Source organism: Bradyrhizobium sp. LjRoot220 (assembly GCF_964252915.1).
Lineage (GTDB): Bacteria > Pseudomonadota > Alphaproteobacteria > Rhizobiales > Xanthobacteraceae > Bradyrhizobium.
Genome location: NZ_CAXUPS020000002.1, coordinates 194,983 through 208,613, shown reverse-complemented (window position 1 = coordinate 208,613; position 13,631 = coordinate 194,983). Strand labels below are relative to the sequence as shown.

General features: G+C 62.1%; 13 protein-coding genes. 5 read left to right on the top strand and 8 right to left on the bottom strand.

The genetic code is table 11. The annotated features are described in order from the left end of the window. The first annotated feature begins 2 nt into the window (after positions 1-2). Positions 3-755, top strand: a complete 753-nt coding sequence (gene flgH, locus ACSQ84_RS09230; protein ID WP_436211364.1) for a flagellar basal body L-ring protein FlgH — start codon at positions 3-5, stop codon at positions 753-755. Between the two features lie 286 nt (positions 756-1,041). Here flgH and ACSQ84_RS09225 read toward each other — a convergent pair whose 3' ends face one another. Next, a complete protein-coding gene (locus ACSQ84_RS09225; protein WP_436211363.1) occupies positions 1,042-2,091 on the bottom strand; it encodes a diguanylate cyclase domain-containing protein in 1,050 nt (349 codons plus the stop codon). Positions 2,092-2,333: 242 nt separating this feature from the next. On the opposite strand from ACSQ84_RS09225, the gene ACSQ84_RS09220 reads away from it, so the two are divergent. The 3 genes from ACSQ84_RS09220 (at position 2,334) to ACSQ84_RS09210 (ending at position 4,485) form a co-directional block, all read left to right on the top strand. After that, complete coding sequence (locus ACSQ84_RS09220) at positions 2,334-3,020, top strand: hypothetical protein (RefSeq protein WP_436211362.1); 687 nt, start codon at positions 2,334-2,336, stop codon at positions 3,018-3,020. Positions 3,021-3,186: 166 nt separating this feature from the next. Continuing rightward, complete coding sequence (locus ACSQ84_RS09215; RefSeq protein ID WP_436211361.1) at positions 3,187-3,492, top strand: hypothetical protein; 306 nt, start codon at positions 3,187-3,189, stop codon at positions 3,490-3,492. 222 nt (positions 3,493-3,714) lie between these two features. Continuing rightward, positions 3,715-4,485: a carbonic anhydrase gene (locus tag ACSQ84_RS09210; RefSeq protein WP_436211360.1), complete on the top strand. Its 771-nt coding sequence runs from the start codon at positions 3,715-3,717 to the stop codon at positions 4,483-4,485. An 89-nt stretch (positions 4,486-4,574) separates the two neighbouring features. Here ACSQ84_RS09210 and ACSQ84_RS09205 read toward each other — a convergent pair whose 3' ends face one another. The 3 genes from ACSQ84_RS09205 to ACSQ84_RS09195 form a co-directional block, all read right to left on the bottom strand. Further along, the gene (locus tag ACSQ84_RS09205; protein WP_436212248.1) at positions 4,575-5,609 is read right to left on the bottom strand and encodes a D-alanine--D-alanine ligase family protein; all 1,035 of its coding nucleotides are present in this window, start codon (positions 5,607-5,609) and stop codon (positions 4,575-4,577) included. After that, positions 5,606-6,589 (bottom strand): putative zinc-binding metallopeptidase, encoded by a 984-nt coding sequence (locus ACSQ84_RS09200; RefSeq protein WP_436211359.1) that lies wholly within the window; start codon positions 6,587-6,589, stop codon positions 5,606-5,608. The genes ACSQ84_RS09205 and ACSQ84_RS09200 overlap by 4 nt, the downstream gene beginning before the upstream one ends. Positions 6,590-8,310: 1,721 nt before the next feature. Continuing rightward, positions 8,311-9,309 (bottom strand): Bug family tripartite tricarboxylate transporter substrate binding protein, encoded by a 999-nt coding sequence (locus ACSQ84_RS09195; protein WP_436211358.1) that lies wholly within the window; start codon positions 9,307-9,309, stop codon positions 8,311-8,313. Between the two features lie 897 nt (positions 9,310-10,206). Between ACSQ84_RS09195 and ACSQ84_RS09190 the strand changes: the two genes are divergently transcribed. Beyond that, positions 10,207-10,599: a ClpXP protease specificity-enhancing factor SspB gene (locus ACSQ84_RS09190; protein WP_436211357.1), complete on the top strand. Its 393-nt coding sequence runs from the start codon at positions 10,207-10,209 to the stop codon at positions 10,597-10,599. 96 nt (positions 10,600-10,695) lie between these two features. Here ACSQ84_RS09190 and ACSQ84_RS09185 read toward each other — a convergent pair whose 3' ends face one another. The 4 genes from ACSQ84_RS09185 to ACSQ84_RS09170 all read right to left on the bottom strand — a co-directional run bounded on the left by ACSQ84_RS09185 (position 10,696) and on the right by ACSQ84_RS09170 (position 13,557). Then, positions 10,696-11,514 carry a hypothetical protein gene (locus ACSQ84_RS09185; protein ID WP_436211356.1) on the bottom strand — a complete coding sequence of 273 codons (819 nt, stop codon included), beginning with the start codon at positions 11,512-11,514 and terminating at the stop codon, positions 10,696-10,698. Positions 11,515-11,523: 9 nt separating this feature from the next. After that, positions 11,524-12,312, bottom strand: coding sequence for a 2-keto-4-pentenoate hydratase (locus ACSQ84_RS09180; protein ID WP_436211355.1), 789 nt, complete (start codon positions 12,310-12,312; stop codon positions 11,524-11,526). A gap of 69 nt (positions 12,313-12,381) precedes the next feature. Next, a complete protein-coding gene (dksA, locus tag ACSQ84_RS09175; protein WP_092509290.1) occupies positions 12,382-12,747 on the bottom strand; it encodes an RNA polymerase-binding protein DksA in 366 nt (121 codons plus the stop codon). Positions 12,748-12,945: 198 nt separating this feature from the next. Further along, positions 12,946-13,557 (bottom strand): NAD(P)-dependent oxidoreductase, encoded by a 612-nt coding sequence (locus tag ACSQ84_RS09170; protein ID WP_436211354.1) that lies wholly within the window; start codon positions 13,555-13,557, stop codon positions 12,946-12,948. Between the last annotated feature and the right edge of the window lie 74 nt (positions 13,558-13,631).

Genomic DNA, 13,631 nt, shown 5'->3' with positions numbered 1-13,631 from the left:
AAATGTCAGTTTCCCGTATCAACCGCTTGATTCTCACCAGCGCCTTGCTGGCCGTGGCGGCGTTCGCAAGCGGTTGCTCCTCGATCGACCGCCTCTCCCAGATCGGCGAAAAGCCGAAGCTGACCGAGATCGAGAATCCGACCACGCAGCCCGGCTACAAGCCGGTGCAGATGCCGATGCCGAAGCCGGAGCAGGCTTCCTACAACGCGAACTCGCTGTGGCGGAACGGCTCACGCGCCTTCTTCCGCGACCAGCGCGCCGCGCGGGTCGGCGACATCATGACCGTGACCGTCAACATTACCGACAAGGCCAACATCGCCAACCAGACCCAGCGCAGCCGCTCCAGCAAGGAAGACTCCGGCATTTCCGACTTCCTCGGATCCGAGACGATCACACAAGCCAACAAGATCCTGCCCGGCAAGATCCTGACCGCGGAGGCCATCGCCTCCACCGACGGCAAGGGATCGGTCAACCGCCAGGAAGCGTTGCAGACCAACGTCGCCGCCGTCGTGACCCAGGTGCTGCCGAACGGCAACCTCGTTGTCGAAGGCAAACAGGAGATCCGGGTCAATTTCGAAATCCGCGAACTGATCGTCGCCGGCATCGTGCGCCCGGAAGACATCCAGAGCGACAACACCATCGATTCCTCGAAGATCGCACAGGCCCGTATCGCCTATGGCGGCCGCGGCCAGATCACCGACGTGCAGCAACCCCGCTATGGCCAGCAGGTGATGGACGTATTGCTGCCGTTCTAGGGGCATGATCCCAAAAAGTGGAAGCCGGTTTTTGGAAAAGATCATGCCCAACTAAGAGTCTTTTGAAGAGCTCCCACACCTCGTTGCGAACCTAGGCGCGACGATGTGTTCCAACGCGGCCTCCGTCAGCTCCCCTGACGGAGGCCGCGGTCGTTTTTTCCATGGCCGCATGGTTCGAGACGCGCTGCGTTGCCGCGCTCCTCACCATGAGGGTCTCAAACCTCATTCTGAGGAGCACGCGCTGGCGTGCGTCTCGAAGGATGAAGCCACCGAACGAGGAGATGCGCTAGGCCGACTTTTTCATTCGGCGCTTGCGGACCGGCGCCTCGCTCGCGCGCAGATCCTGCGCGCCGGCGAACGCGGCGAGCACTTTATCGGCGGACACTACGCGGTTGCGGCCGGAATATTTTGCGGCGTAGAGCGCCTGATCGGCCTGCCCCAGCAGCCAATCCGAGCGCGTGTCCTCGCTCGGCACCAGCGTCGCGATACCGATGCTCAGCGTCACGAAGGGCGCGACGCCCGGTGCGCCGTGCGGCAGCCGGGCCCGCGACAGTGCCTCGCGCAGCCGCTCGGCCAGTTTGCACGCTCCGGCGGAATCCGTTTCGGGCATGATGACGGCGAACTCCTCGCCGCCATAGCGTGCCGAAAGATCGGCCGGACGAAATGCGTTCTTGGCGATCGCGTCGGCCACCGCGCGCAGACACTCGTCGCCCTTTTGATGGCCGTGCAAATCGTTGTAGAGTTTGAAATGGTCGACGTCGCACAATAGCAGCGACAACGGTTTTCTGGTCCGTTGCGCGCGCGCCCATTCCATCGCCAGCGTCTGGTCGAACGAGCGGCGGTTGGCAAGACCGGTCAGGCCGTCGCTCGCGGCCAGGGTCTGCAACGCCAGCTCCGCACGCTTCTGATCGGTCATGTCGCGCAGGGTCTCGACGACCGCGATCAGCTTGCCGTCCTCGTCGTGGATCGGGCCGGCGTCGATGGCGAGATACAATTGATTGCCGAGCTTCGGCATCACGCACCAGTTTTCGGCGGAGAAGCCGACCCCGTCTTCGGGGATGGTGTGCTCGGGATAGAGCTGGCCCAGTTTGTCGGGCCGTCCAAGCGCGACCAGATCGGCCAGGCAATAACGCTGCTGCTGATAGAACGCGCGCCAATGGTCTGATGTGCCGATGACGTCAGCCGCGGCGACGCCGGTCAGGCGCTCACAGGCCCGATTCCAGATGACAACACGCCGTCTTGGATTGAGCACGAAGGTCGGAACCACCAAATGTTGCATCAGCCGCACGGCGTAACCCTGTGCGACGTCTGAACCCGCTTTGGCTCCGATCTTCAAGTCCCAACCCTCGCATCGATCACGCAGGAGGCTATGGGTATTAGGCCAGCGATGAATGGAAGCCCGGTTAGCAATCCAAGTTAGTGTTGGGTTAAAAGGGCCATAATTTTCCGCTGCAGTGCGGGAGATTGCCGTGGTTTTCCGGGAAAAAGTTCCATCGAAACGACAAAGAGTCCCGGCAGCATGCGATTCGAACCAAACCTCTCGCGGTGCCTACCCGGGCCGATCCTCCTGAACCGGACATGACAATGCGCTTCCGTTGGCCGTTCCTCATTGCCATTCTCGCTGCGGCGATGCCATCGTGGGCGGCGGGCGCGGTGGAACGCGACGAGCCTGACATCGACATGTACGCGCACATCTCGGGCAGGTGCACCAAGCTCAGGATTGCCGGAAGCGATTTCGGCTGCAAGGCGGTGGCCTATTTCCATGGCCAGCAGGGCCGCGCGCATTTCACCATCGTGCTCGACGATCCCCGGGACGACAGCCACATCATTTCATTCTCCGGCGAAACCGGCCGCCGCGAGCAGGAAAACATCTATGAACTGCAGGTCGACCGGATGCTGCTGAACTCCAAGGACAGGCCGAAGGTCGACGGCTTGCCGGTACCAATGGTTGAATCATCGACTGGCACCTGCCGTCAGGTCGGAATCATCGCGACCCGACAGGTTTCCAGCATCTCCTGTGCGGCGACCGCCAGGGACGGCCGGAAATTCGAGCTGCAATTCGAGTCCGACGGCGAGCCGGTGACGCTGCGCCGGATCAGGCAATCCTCCCTCACCGAGGAGAAGGCCAACGCCAAGAAGGCCGAGCAACTCGAATGCCGCCGCAAAGCCCACATCGCCAAGGTGCTGCCGCGCGACTGGACCGCTTTCGTGATCCGGTGCCTCGCGGATGACGATCAGAAGCCGGCGACGGCGGAGCAGCGGTGACGGCGTTGATCCGCCGAGCATCCCCGCGCCATTAACCCCGCGTTAACCAAGCCGTCTCATCCTGAGATTCCAGGAGAGCATCCACGAGACTGACCTGGTCGACCACCAGGCCGGCGAGCGCAAGCGCTCCCTCTCCTGCCCATTCATCTTGATCACGGATGCAACCATGATCGCTGAAAGCAATAGCAACATCGCCTGGCACCGGGTTCAGCTCAAGAAGAACCGCCAGGCCGTCAAGGCATTGGAAATCGCCCGCTTCCACGTCGGCGAGATGACCGGCGCGGCCGGCCATGCGCAACAAAAGGCGCTGACCCAGCTCAAGCGCAAGATCGCGGAATCCCAGCGCTGCATCGCTGCGCACGAAAGACAAACCAAGCGGCCGCTGGCGACCGATCTGCGAAGCCTCGCGCAGGTGAGCTGGGGCAGCTGGGACGCCTACAGCGGTTCGCGGCAGGCGTCGTCGCGGGCGTAAGGCGACCGACCGCCTAACCGGCAGCTATCGACGGCTTTCGCGTCGTTTATCGTCGGCGCGCATTGGCGCGGCCCGGTGGCTTTACGCATCGGGCGCTCATCCGACCTCGCCCTGGCGAGCCCGCTGGAGTTGCAGCCGGCGAGATCGGTTGCATCGCCTCGCGCGCAATGACATAACATCGGCATCGCCTGAGATTGCGTTCCTCTCCTCAAGGAAAATGCCATGTGCCGCATCTGCGATGCCAGCGACGCCGTTGAAGTTAGGGAAACGTCGCGCCGCCGTTTCCTTCAATTCGCGGGCGGCATCGCCGCAAGCCTGGCCGTGGCACCGCTCGCCTTGACACCGCTGGCCTTTGCGCCGCCGGCCTTCGCCAAGGACACCAAGCCGCCGCCGAAGCCACAGAACAAGATGTCTCCGGACGCAGCACTCGACCGGTTGTTGAAGGGCAATGCGCGTTACGTCGAAGGCGCCTCGCGCCGGCATGATTTCAAAAGTGAGCGGGAAGCGCTGGTCGGGGGTCAAAACCCGTTTGCCAGCGTCCTGAGCTGCGCGGATTCCCGCATCGCGCCCGAATACGCCTTCGACGCCGGCCGGGGCGATCTGTTCGTCTGCCGGGTTGCCGGCAATTTCGCCAATGACGATTCGGTCGCGAGCCTGGAATATGGCGTGGCCGTGCTCGGCTCGCCGCTGATCCTGGTGCTCGGACACGACAGCTGCGGCGCCGTCGATGCCACGATCAAGTCGCTCAAGGACAATACCACCCTGCCCGGCCACCTGCCGTCGCTGGTCGCCGCGCTTGCGCCTGCCGTCAAGGCCAGCGCCGACAAACCCGGCGACAAGCTCGCCAACGCCACCCGCCAGAATGTCATCGACGTCGTCGCGCGGCTCAAATCGGCGACGCCGATCCTCAGCGCCGCCGCGGCCGAGGGCAAGATCAAGATCGTCGGCGGAATTTATCGGCTGGACACCGGCAAGGTTGAATTGATCGGCTGAGCATTTACGGCGGAGCGAAGGCGGAAGCGTAACCCGCCATCTTCGTCTTCAAGTCTGCCGCACGGCAGCGTCACCTTTTGCGTTGCCTTTCAGCCCACGGATGCGCCCGCCTTTGCCCGGCTGATTCCGAGAGCCAGGATGCGCTGCAGCAGGTCGGGGTAGTCAAGCCCGTCATGCCGAGCGGCTGTCGCGAACTCCTGGCTCTTCGCGATTTCGGGGTTGGGATTCGCTTCGATGAAATACGGAGTGCCATCGGCAGCGAGGCGAAAGTCGATGCGTGCGTATCCATCGAGCTTCAGTGTGCGGTAGATGCGTTTCGCTGTTCGCTGAATACGGGCGGATACCTCCGGCGCAAGGTTCTCGGCTGGCCCGTCTACAATTCCGACGCGTTCCTGATAACTGGGATCGTGTTTGACCTTTTCGGTGGCAATCTGCCGGGCCCCCTGACCGCCCATGCTGCCGAATTTCAATTCCCAAACCGGCAGAACTCGCAGCCGATTGTTGCCGAGCACGCCGACATAGAGCTCACGTCCCTCGATGTACTGCTCTGCGATGGCGGCAGTTCCGATCCGCTCGTGGACGAAAGCGACTCTCTCTGCGAGCTTCTCGTCCGTATCGACGATGGATGCTTGCGAGATGCCGAAGGAACCATCCTCGTTCAGGCTCTTGACGATCAGCGGCAGCGCAAGACGCGTTGGCCGTTTGACTTTGCGGCGCATCGGAAATACGGCGAAGGCCGGCACCGCAATCCGGCGGTGGTGCACCAGTGTTTTGGACAGATCCTTGCCGCGCGCCAGGATCAGGCCGCGCGGGTTGCACCCGGTATACGGGACTTTCATCAGTTCGAGAAAGCTCGCGATGTGCTGGTCATACCCTGACGTATAGTGGAACTCCTCCAGCAATGTGTACACCACATGCGGCTTGAAACTCTCGATCGCGTCCCGAACCGGCTTGATTTCCTCCTGCACGCCGAGCGGGCGAACATCGTGGCCTGCCGCACGCAAGGTGCTCACGACGTCGAATTCAGTTTTCCATCGGTTGATTTCCTGCGCAGCGTATCCGTCGATCGAGTCCGGCGGCAAGAAATCCGGATGCATCAGAACGAGAATGCGCAAGCGTCTCATAGCGCGATCCATTTGCGGCGTGACGGGCCGAACAGCGCGTGCATGGTCTTGGCGGTCAACAGAATCGTGAAGTTGATCACGAGCTTCCGCTCCGAGCCTGGGGCCCGGAGATCGAGTTCGCGGCAGCGGGAGATCATGTCATCGAGAACGGCATCGAGCGTAAGCTGGTTCTCACCCGTCCATTGCGCGACCAGCCGCCTGACTTGCGCGCGGTGGCGTCTGATGAAGGACGCCGCCGGCTGCGCCCGCCGATGTCGCTGATCGGCGGAGAACAGACGCGATAAGTCGCGGTCATAGGTCCTCGGCGGCTCGAAAGCGTAGAATGCCTGCTTTTTCCGGTAGTGCTCGCCAAGCGTTTGGCTGAGCCTGGACAGCGGATCGACGCGCTCCCGTGACGTGATCGGCGGCCGCTCGCCAGCAATCTCGCCCATCAGCTCGTCGACATATTCGAGCTTTTTCAGCGCCGGCCAACCGGCATAGCGTGTCCGCCATTTCGACCGCGGCCGCAGCCACACCGCAAAGGTTTCGGCGAAATCCTCGTCCGGATGGCTCTGCGCGTACCAGCGCCGAAGATGTTGGACGTAATGCCGGCTGGCCGGATTGGGCCGGTAGTAGAGCGGATAGTGTTTCGAGGACGGGCCGAACAACTGTTGCCAGCGTCGGCGGCGTTGCAACTGGTAAGCGTGCTGCACGGCATGGCCTGCCTCGTGACGGAGGATGGCCATGCACTCCGACCAGGTACTTCCCTCTACCTCGAGCATCATTTTTTTCTCGAGTTTCATCAGGCGGGGATGAGCAAGATAGAACGGGATGGCGATGCCCGGCACATCTGCTGGGCTAAACCATTCGCTCGATATCCATGCGTGTGGCCGCAGCCGGATGCCCCGCGCTTGAAGCTCTTCATGTAGCGTGCCGAGGCAATCCTCGAGCCAGGTGTCTTTGACCGCAACCCTCAGACTACTGAGGCGTTGCTCGAGCAACTGCTCATCCGACAGCTTTTCCCAAGTATATTTCCGACGTGGCATAGGCATCCAGAAGTCATAACAACTCAGTGCCTGGATGGTGTCATAGGATATTGCTGGCAACAACCGCGGCGGCGCTCGATTTCCCAATGCGGAGATGTCCTGCTGGTGGCCACTCCTGTGGTCCTACACTTTCGACCCGGTGTGCCAGAGAAGCCCGCTGATTAGTCATTCAGTCCGGAGGCCTCAAGCAGGGTGCGCGGGAGCCGGGCCACCGCACAGGCGGCGCGTGTAAGCGCCCGCTGGACGGCTGGGTTTTGGCGGTTAGTATAGGCGTGGGAAAGCGAGGGCAAGCCAATGCTGTTCAAGCGATTTCGACAGGCCGTTGAACCCAGTCCCAGCAAATGGAAGCGAACTGAAGAAACGCCTATTCCGTTGAGCCTCGGTCGGATTTGGCTCGTTGATAACGATGGCAGTATCACTCGCGCGATGGCATTTACCTGGCCGATCCTCAAGCGCCGCGAGCCGCGCAAATATCGGTTTTGGATGGCTCGCGCGCCTCACGCACGAGAACCTACGGCCGAGGCTATTGCGGCTCTCAGAGTGCTTAGAGAAAAATAGGCCGGAGCACGTGGCTAAAACGAGTAGGTGATAAGGGCAAGTCTGGCGCCGGCTTCGCGTGCGCCACGCCTTCGATTGTTACGATAAAGTCAAATAGCTTATTAAGCCCGGATGCTGCGTCGGTAGCGCACCGCGTCCGGTGCCGCCATTTTTTTGCGCCACCAAAGATACTCTTAATCGACCCAAGTCCGCTGTCCGCACGGGCACTCGAACATGTGGACGATGCAGCCGGTGCGCGGGCTCACCATTGTTCGAACCAGCTTCAACCTCTCACTACAAGACGGGCAGGTTTTGTCCGTCTCGCTCTCCAAAACGGCCACCATCTCAGCCCGAAATAATTCCATGGCCCGCTCCGTCCCCAGCTGGGTCTCGGAAATACACGCTTGGTTCGGGAAATACTAAGGAGATTTTCTTGGTCGGATGACATTCCGTCGGGGCGTTGCCTTTCTGCATCGCGTGTACCTGGCGGACGTGCGATTTCAGCTGTCGCGGCAAATTCCAGCGACTTGACCGCCGGATGCCGAAAGCGGCGGCGTCGTGTGGCTGGCTTTACTCGCCTTCCCGCGCTGGCCGCGTGCTCATGAGTAACGATTAATGCTGCGATGCGATACGTAGCTTACTTGCGTTTGCGGAGTCCGGTATATTCCGGAGATTGTTTACGAGATTGATCCGATTTAGTGTGATCCCTGCGATCCGACTCTTGGCTTTATTGAAGGCGATTTTTTTCGACTTATCGAATAGCCATAATGATTGACCAGAAGACCGACAGAATTGTTGTCGGCACCCGTTTCAGGATGAGTAAGCTTGGAGCCGTTCGGTGCCCAGAGCTGGCTGATCGGGCTGGCATTGTCATTGAAGTGAGCCCTCGTACCACTGGCATCACCGTGTTGTTCGATGGCGCCCAAAGACCAACTTGCCTGCACAGAGATTTTATATCTCCCGTTTTGGGTCGGGGGTAGGCGCATCGCGAGTGGCTATACACGGATGATGGTGAATGAGGCCTTCAAAACCGCGCGAATCGATCGACCAGGAGACACCGCGATTAACGGGCTCTCGCGCGTCAGAAATTGGCGCCGACGAGATAGCCCACAAGCTTAATCTCCATGTCCACCAGCCCCTCACCCCGGCTTGATCCCAGCTGCCTGCATGATCGGCAGCAACCGCTTTTCCTCGTCATCGCGGAATTTGCTGATCTCGGCCGATGATGCCGGCCACGGCGTCGCGCCAAGCTCGGCGTAGCGCTCCTGCAATCCGCGATCGGCGAGCGCCTTGACGGTGAGCGCGCTGACCTGAGCGACAAGATCGGCCTTCATGTTCGCCGGCCCGACCAGCGCGGTCCACGACGTCATCGCATATCCCGGCAGCACCTCGGCCATGGTGGGCACATCCGGAAGCTCCGGGATGCGCTTTAGCGAAGTGACGGCGACCGGCTTGACCTGGCCGGCGCGCACACTCGGCAACGAGCCGGGCAGATTGTCGAACAACAGGTCGACGCGGCCGCCGAGCAGATCGGTCAACGCCGGCCCGGCGCCACGATAGGGAATGTGGTTGACCTCGACGCCGCCCATGCTGTTCATCATCTCGCCCGACAAATGCAGCGTGGTGCCGAAGCCGGCCGAGGCGTAAGTGTACTTCTTCGGCTCCTTCTTGAACGCGGCCAGCAATTCCTTGATGTCCGAGGAGAACATATCCTTTCTCGCCACCAGGATATTGGGCAATTGCCACATGCCGCCGATGAAGGTGAAATCGCCGCGCGGATCGTAGGGAAGTTTTGTGTAGCTGCCGATCGCCAGCACGTTGCTGGCGATGCCGCCGAGGCCAAGCGTGTATCCGTCGGGCGGCGATTTCGCTATCGCGTCCGCCCCCAGCACGCCGCCGGCGCCGCCCTTGTTCTCGACCACGAAGGTCTGTCCGGACAGGTCACTCATCTTCTGGCAGATGATCCGCGACAGCGTATCGGTGGCGCCGCCGGCTGGAAATCCGTTGACGTATTTCACCTGCCGTGTCGGCCAGGCCTCCTGCGCAAACGCGCCGCGGGTCACGAGATACGGCGCGGCGATCGAACCGCCGAGCACGGTCAGCAATTTGCGGCGGTTCACGGGCGTGGTCTGCGGCATCATTTCCCTCCGTTGCGCAGTTGCCTGATTGATTGGTCGGACAAGGCTTGCTGCGTCGGCGACAGCGTAGTGCGTCGTTCTCGGGGGTGAAAGAGCGGATTTGCGCTCGGGCAAGTCAAAACCATGCGGCCTGTTGGCCCGACGGCCGCGCCGGGCATAGCCTCGACGACCCGTCGGCCGTAGCTCAACGAGCGACCTGTCCCGCCGTAGCTCGAAGAGCGAAGGGGGAAGGCGAAAGCCGGGGCAAATCAATTCTGTTATACAGAAGCCATGTCAAGCCCCAAAATAAAAAATATTTCGCTTTTCCGTAAGACCGACTCAGGGGCATAGTTTGGCCATCCCGTCCTAGTCAGAAGGGCGTCGGCCGTGGTCACGGACGTTGGACGGGGTAGCGGTGGACGTGACGGTGCCCTTGACCAAAGGCGCCGAAGCGTACGGTGAAGACGAGTGGTCCCGACGTCGCGGTGCTGGCGTCAATGCACCTGGAGGCAATAGCTTCCAGGGCGCAACGGAGGCAAAAGAGCCGTTCTCCGGGGAGAGCTCGTTATAAGCCGTAAAGCCATTGCGCAGGGAAGGCCGGGTGTTCACCGCTGCCCTGTATGCTCGTGTGCAGCTTTCTATCTACAAACCGCACACGGGACCGCGGGTGCAGCGCGCACCCGGTCTTCCCTGCGCCCTCTAATTGGGAGGGCGGGAAGTTTTTATGCAAGCCTCGGGCGCAACGCGTCGCGAGAAGGCGAAACCATATCCTCGTCGTCCCTGCGAACGTGTTCGCAGGGACGACGGCGTAATGCGATGGCCTGTGACCTCCCGCACATTCACTGCTCCTCATATGAACCTGTGCCGCCTCCACCGCAACTGAACGCAAGAAGCACTGTGACAACGCGAGACGGACCAATGCAGGCGATCACAACGAGAAAAGCAGCAATCCTGTTCACCTTGGCGGCGACCATGCTCTGCGCATCGGGCGCCGTGGCGGCTGAACCCTGCAGCACGACGCCGGCGCGCTTTGCCATCGCCGAGACGCTTTGGCATGCGGCCGAACAACATCCGGTCCACATCACCTTCACGACGCGGACCGAGGGCGTGAAAATGCCGGGATACCTCTTGGAAAAATATCCGAACGAGATGACCGTCGTCCTGCAATACGAATTCGGCAAGCTGAACGTGAAGGACGACCGCTTTGAAGTGCTGGTATGGTTCAAGGGCTATCCGGAACGCTTCGTCGTTCCCTTCAATGCCATCAAGAAGTTCTACGACCGGACCGAGCTGAAGTGCTCGGGGAGCTGACGAAAAGTTCGTAGCCCGGATGAGCGAAGCGACATCCGGGATTCGCACAGGCAGCGGCCCCGGATGTCGCTCCGCTCATCCGGGCTACAAATCTGCTCACTCAGGCGTGGCGCGGCGGATCAGCGCGCAGAGCCCGGTCATGCGGGCGATCGGATGTTCGACGAACAGGCGACAAGACTTCAGCGCATCCCCGAGCGTCTCCGGCGGCGCCGCCGGTTTCAAATGCGGCGCCAGCATCGCGCCGTGCGCATGCCCGAGCGCGCGCGTCGACCGCGTCAGCGCATCGAGCCGGCCGTCCGCCTGCAGCGGCGCCAGCAGGGTTCGCACCAGCGCGAGATACGCCGGCCAGTACGCCAGATGCCGGTACATGCTGGCGATCAGCGTCGGTTCGGTGTCTTCGCCAAAGCTGTTCAATTCCGCAACCAGCTGCGCCACCTCAGGGTCGAGCGCGTCGATCGGCGGCAGTTCCGGAATCTTGCCGCCGGAGGGCGGGGCTGCGGCGCTGGCGGCCGTGACGGGTTCGGCCGGGCGCGGTTCGAAATGCGCGAGCAACGCCGACAGTACAGCAAGCGCCAGCGCATTGGTGTGTTGATAGCTGTCCAGCACGTTGCGAATGATGGCCTGGTCGGATTCATCGATACCGGCGGCCAGCAACGTGTCGGCGGAAAAGCCGGGCAGATCCGGCAAGGCGACCGTGCGCCTGATGGCTTGCGCATGCAGCGGCGCGGCGCCGAGATAAAGCGGCCGCACCGTGGCCCAGGTCCAGGGCAGCGCGCCCGGCATGGTCGCGAGGTTGCGCCAGATCAGATTGACGACGCTGGTGCCGAGCACCTTTCGGATGTCGGCAAAAATCTCGGCGATTTCACCGCGCGCATCGGCTTCGAGGATCGAGGGAACGCTCTCCTGCCCTTGCATGATTCCCGCTCAATCCGGAAAGCTCGCCGCCACCGTGCCGAGCCCGTCGAGCTCCATCACCACGCTGTCGCCGGCGTTGAGCCACGCGGTCTTCACCAGGCTCCCCGTCAGAACGATCTGCCCGGCGTGCAAGCCCTTGCCCTCCTCGGCCAGATGATTGGCCAGCCAGGCCAGCGCATTATGCGGATGCCCGAGCACATCAGCGCCGGTACCGCGCCCGACTTCGGTGCCATTGATGATGGCGCGGCCGACCACATTGAGCAGATCAGGCGCGTCGTTGCGCGGGATTGCCGGGCCGAGCACGCAGCCGGCGGCGAAGAAATCATCGGCGACCAGCGTCGGTGCGCCCAGCGTTTCCCATTTGACGTAGCGGTCGTCGACGATCTCGATCGCGGGGTGATAGGCCTCGACCGCCTCCATCATCCACTCGGCGGTGAACGGCGCTTCCGACGGCAGCAAATTGCGCGCGAGCCGGACCGCGATTTCGCACTCGACGCCGACACGGATGTAATCGCCGAAGCGCAGCTTGGCGCCAGACTCATGCACGCCCTTGGCGAACACGCCGCCGCCGCAGGGATGCGGGATATCGAGATATTGCTGCATCACCGCGCTGGTGCAGCCGATCTTGTAGCCGACCAGGCTGCCGACCTGCGGCAGCAGCAAATCGTGGACCGCGCGCTGAACCTTGTAGCCCTCGGCTTCGTCCTGCGGCGCGAGGTCGGACGAAAGCGCAGCCAGCGGGCTGCGGCTGCGGCGGGCGCCGGCAATGCGCTTGGCGGCCGCGAGAATTTTGTCCATCGGCGGCAGCTCTCTGGTTACAAACCGGCAATGCCGACCGCGCGCTGCGGCCGGAAGCCGGAGGTTACTCTACTCGTCCCGGTAGACCTTTTCACGCTTCTCGTGACGTTCCTGCGCCTCCACCGACAGCGTCGCAATCGGCCGGGCTTCCAGCCGCTTGAGCGAGATCGGCTCGCCGGTCTCCTCGCAATAGCCGTAGGTGTTGTCCTCGATACGCTGCAGCGCGGCGTCGATCTTCGAGATCAGCTTGCGCTGGCGGTCGCGGGCGCGCAGTTCGATCGCGCGGTCGGTTTCGGAAGAGGCGCGATCAGCCAGATCGGGATGATTGACGTTCTCTTCCTGGAGGGTCTGCAGGGTGATCTTCGATTCCCGCAGGATCTCGTCCTTCCACGCCAGCAGCTTGGCGCGAAAATAATCGCGCTGGCGGTCGTTCATGAAAGGCTCTTTTTCGGACGGTCGATAATTCTTCAACTTTTCCAAGGTCAGCCCATCGCGTACAAGGCGGCCCGGAAAATCGTCCGTCCGCGCGGGCCTTATATAGCGGCGGGTTGTGACAGACAATATCGGCCGTCCCCAAGGCAAGGCCGCCCGCTAGATCTTGCACAGGCAAGGCCATCGGGGCGGCCTTCCTGGTCAGTAACCGACCGTAAAACGCTGCCGAATATGGGCTGGACGCTCGATTTCGTCGGCGAGTGCAACTGCGAAGTCCTCATAGGAAATCCAGCTTTTGCCGTCCGAAGCGCTCAAAAGCTGGTCGGTCCCGAGCCGGAACTTGCCGGTCCGCTCGCCTGCCGTGAACAGGGCCGAGGGCGACAGGAAGGTCCAATTCAGCTCCTTTTCCTGGCGCAGCAGGTCGAGAAAGGCGCCGCCCTTCTCGGCCTCGGCCTTGTATACCACGGGAAAGTTCGGCGTCGTGACCAGCCGGACACCCGGCGCCACCTCGAGGCTGCCGGCGCCGCCGACCACGAGATAGCGGCCGACCTCCGAATCACGGGCGGCGTCAATCAGCCGGACCGGATCGCTGTCGAGGAAATGCACCGAGCTGATCGCGGCGTCATGGCCGGCGAACAGTGCCGTCAGGCCGGCCTGGTCCTGCACGTCGCCCGGCTTGGCCGTGACGTTGGGCTGGCCCGCAATCTTCTCGGGGTGGCGGGCGATGGCGGTGATGGTGTGGCCGCGGCTGGCCAGTTCGGTGACGATGCGCGAGCCGGCATTGCCGGATGCGCCGACGACGGCGATCTTCATCAGGGTTTCTCCTTGCGATGGGATGGATGTAGTATCCAATGGTGACTAGATAACGCAAAGAGCGTTGGTGTTAA

Excerpts from the sequence above, each read along its gene's own strand:
- flgH (WP_436211364.1), top strand. The coding sequence starts at position 3 with ATGTCAGTTTCCCGTATCAACCGCTTGATTCTCACCAGCGCCTTGCTG.
- ACSQ84_RS09180 (WP_436211355.1), bottom strand. The coding sequence starts at position 12,312 with ATGGACAAAATTCTCGCGGCCGCCAAGCGCATTGCCGGCGCCCGCCGC.
- ACSQ84_RS09190 (WP_436211357.1), top strand. The coding sequence starts at position 10,207 with ATGCAGGCGATCACAACGAGAAAAGCAGCAATCCTGTTCACCTTGGCG.
- ACSQ84_RS09205 (WP_436212248.1), bottom strand. The coding sequence starts at position 5,609 with ATGAGACGCTTGCGCATTCTCGTTCTGATGCATCCGGATTTCTTGCCG.
- ACSQ84_RS09185 (WP_436211356.1), bottom strand. The coding sequence starts at position 11,514 with ATGCAAGGGCAGGAGAGCGTTCCCTCGATCCTCGAAGCCGATGCGCGC.
- ACSQ84_RS09170 (WP_436211354.1), bottom strand. The coding sequence starts at position 13,557 with ATGAAGATCGCCGTCGTCGGCGCATCCGGCAATGCCGGCTCGCGCATC.
- dksA (WP_092509290.1), bottom strand. The coding sequence starts at position 12,747 with ATGAACGACCGCCAGCGCGATTATTTTCGCGCCAAGCTGCTGGCGTGG.
- ACSQ84_RS09215 (WP_436211361.1), top strand. The coding sequence starts at position 3,187 with ATGATCGCTGAAAGCAATAGCAACATCGCCTGGCACCGGGTTCAGCTC.
- ACSQ84_RS09195 (WP_436211358.1), bottom strand. The coding sequence starts at position 9,309 with ATGCCGCAGACCACGCCCGTGAACCGCCGCAAATTGCTGACCGTGCTC.
- ACSQ84_RS09210 (WP_436211360.1), top strand. The coding sequence starts at position 3,715 with ATGTGCCGCATCTGCGATGCCAGCGACGCCGTTGAAGTTAGGGAAACG.
- ACSQ84_RS09220 (WP_436211362.1), top strand. The coding sequence starts at position 2,334 with ATGACAATGCGCTTCCGTTGGCCGTTCCTCATTGCCATTCTCGCTGCG.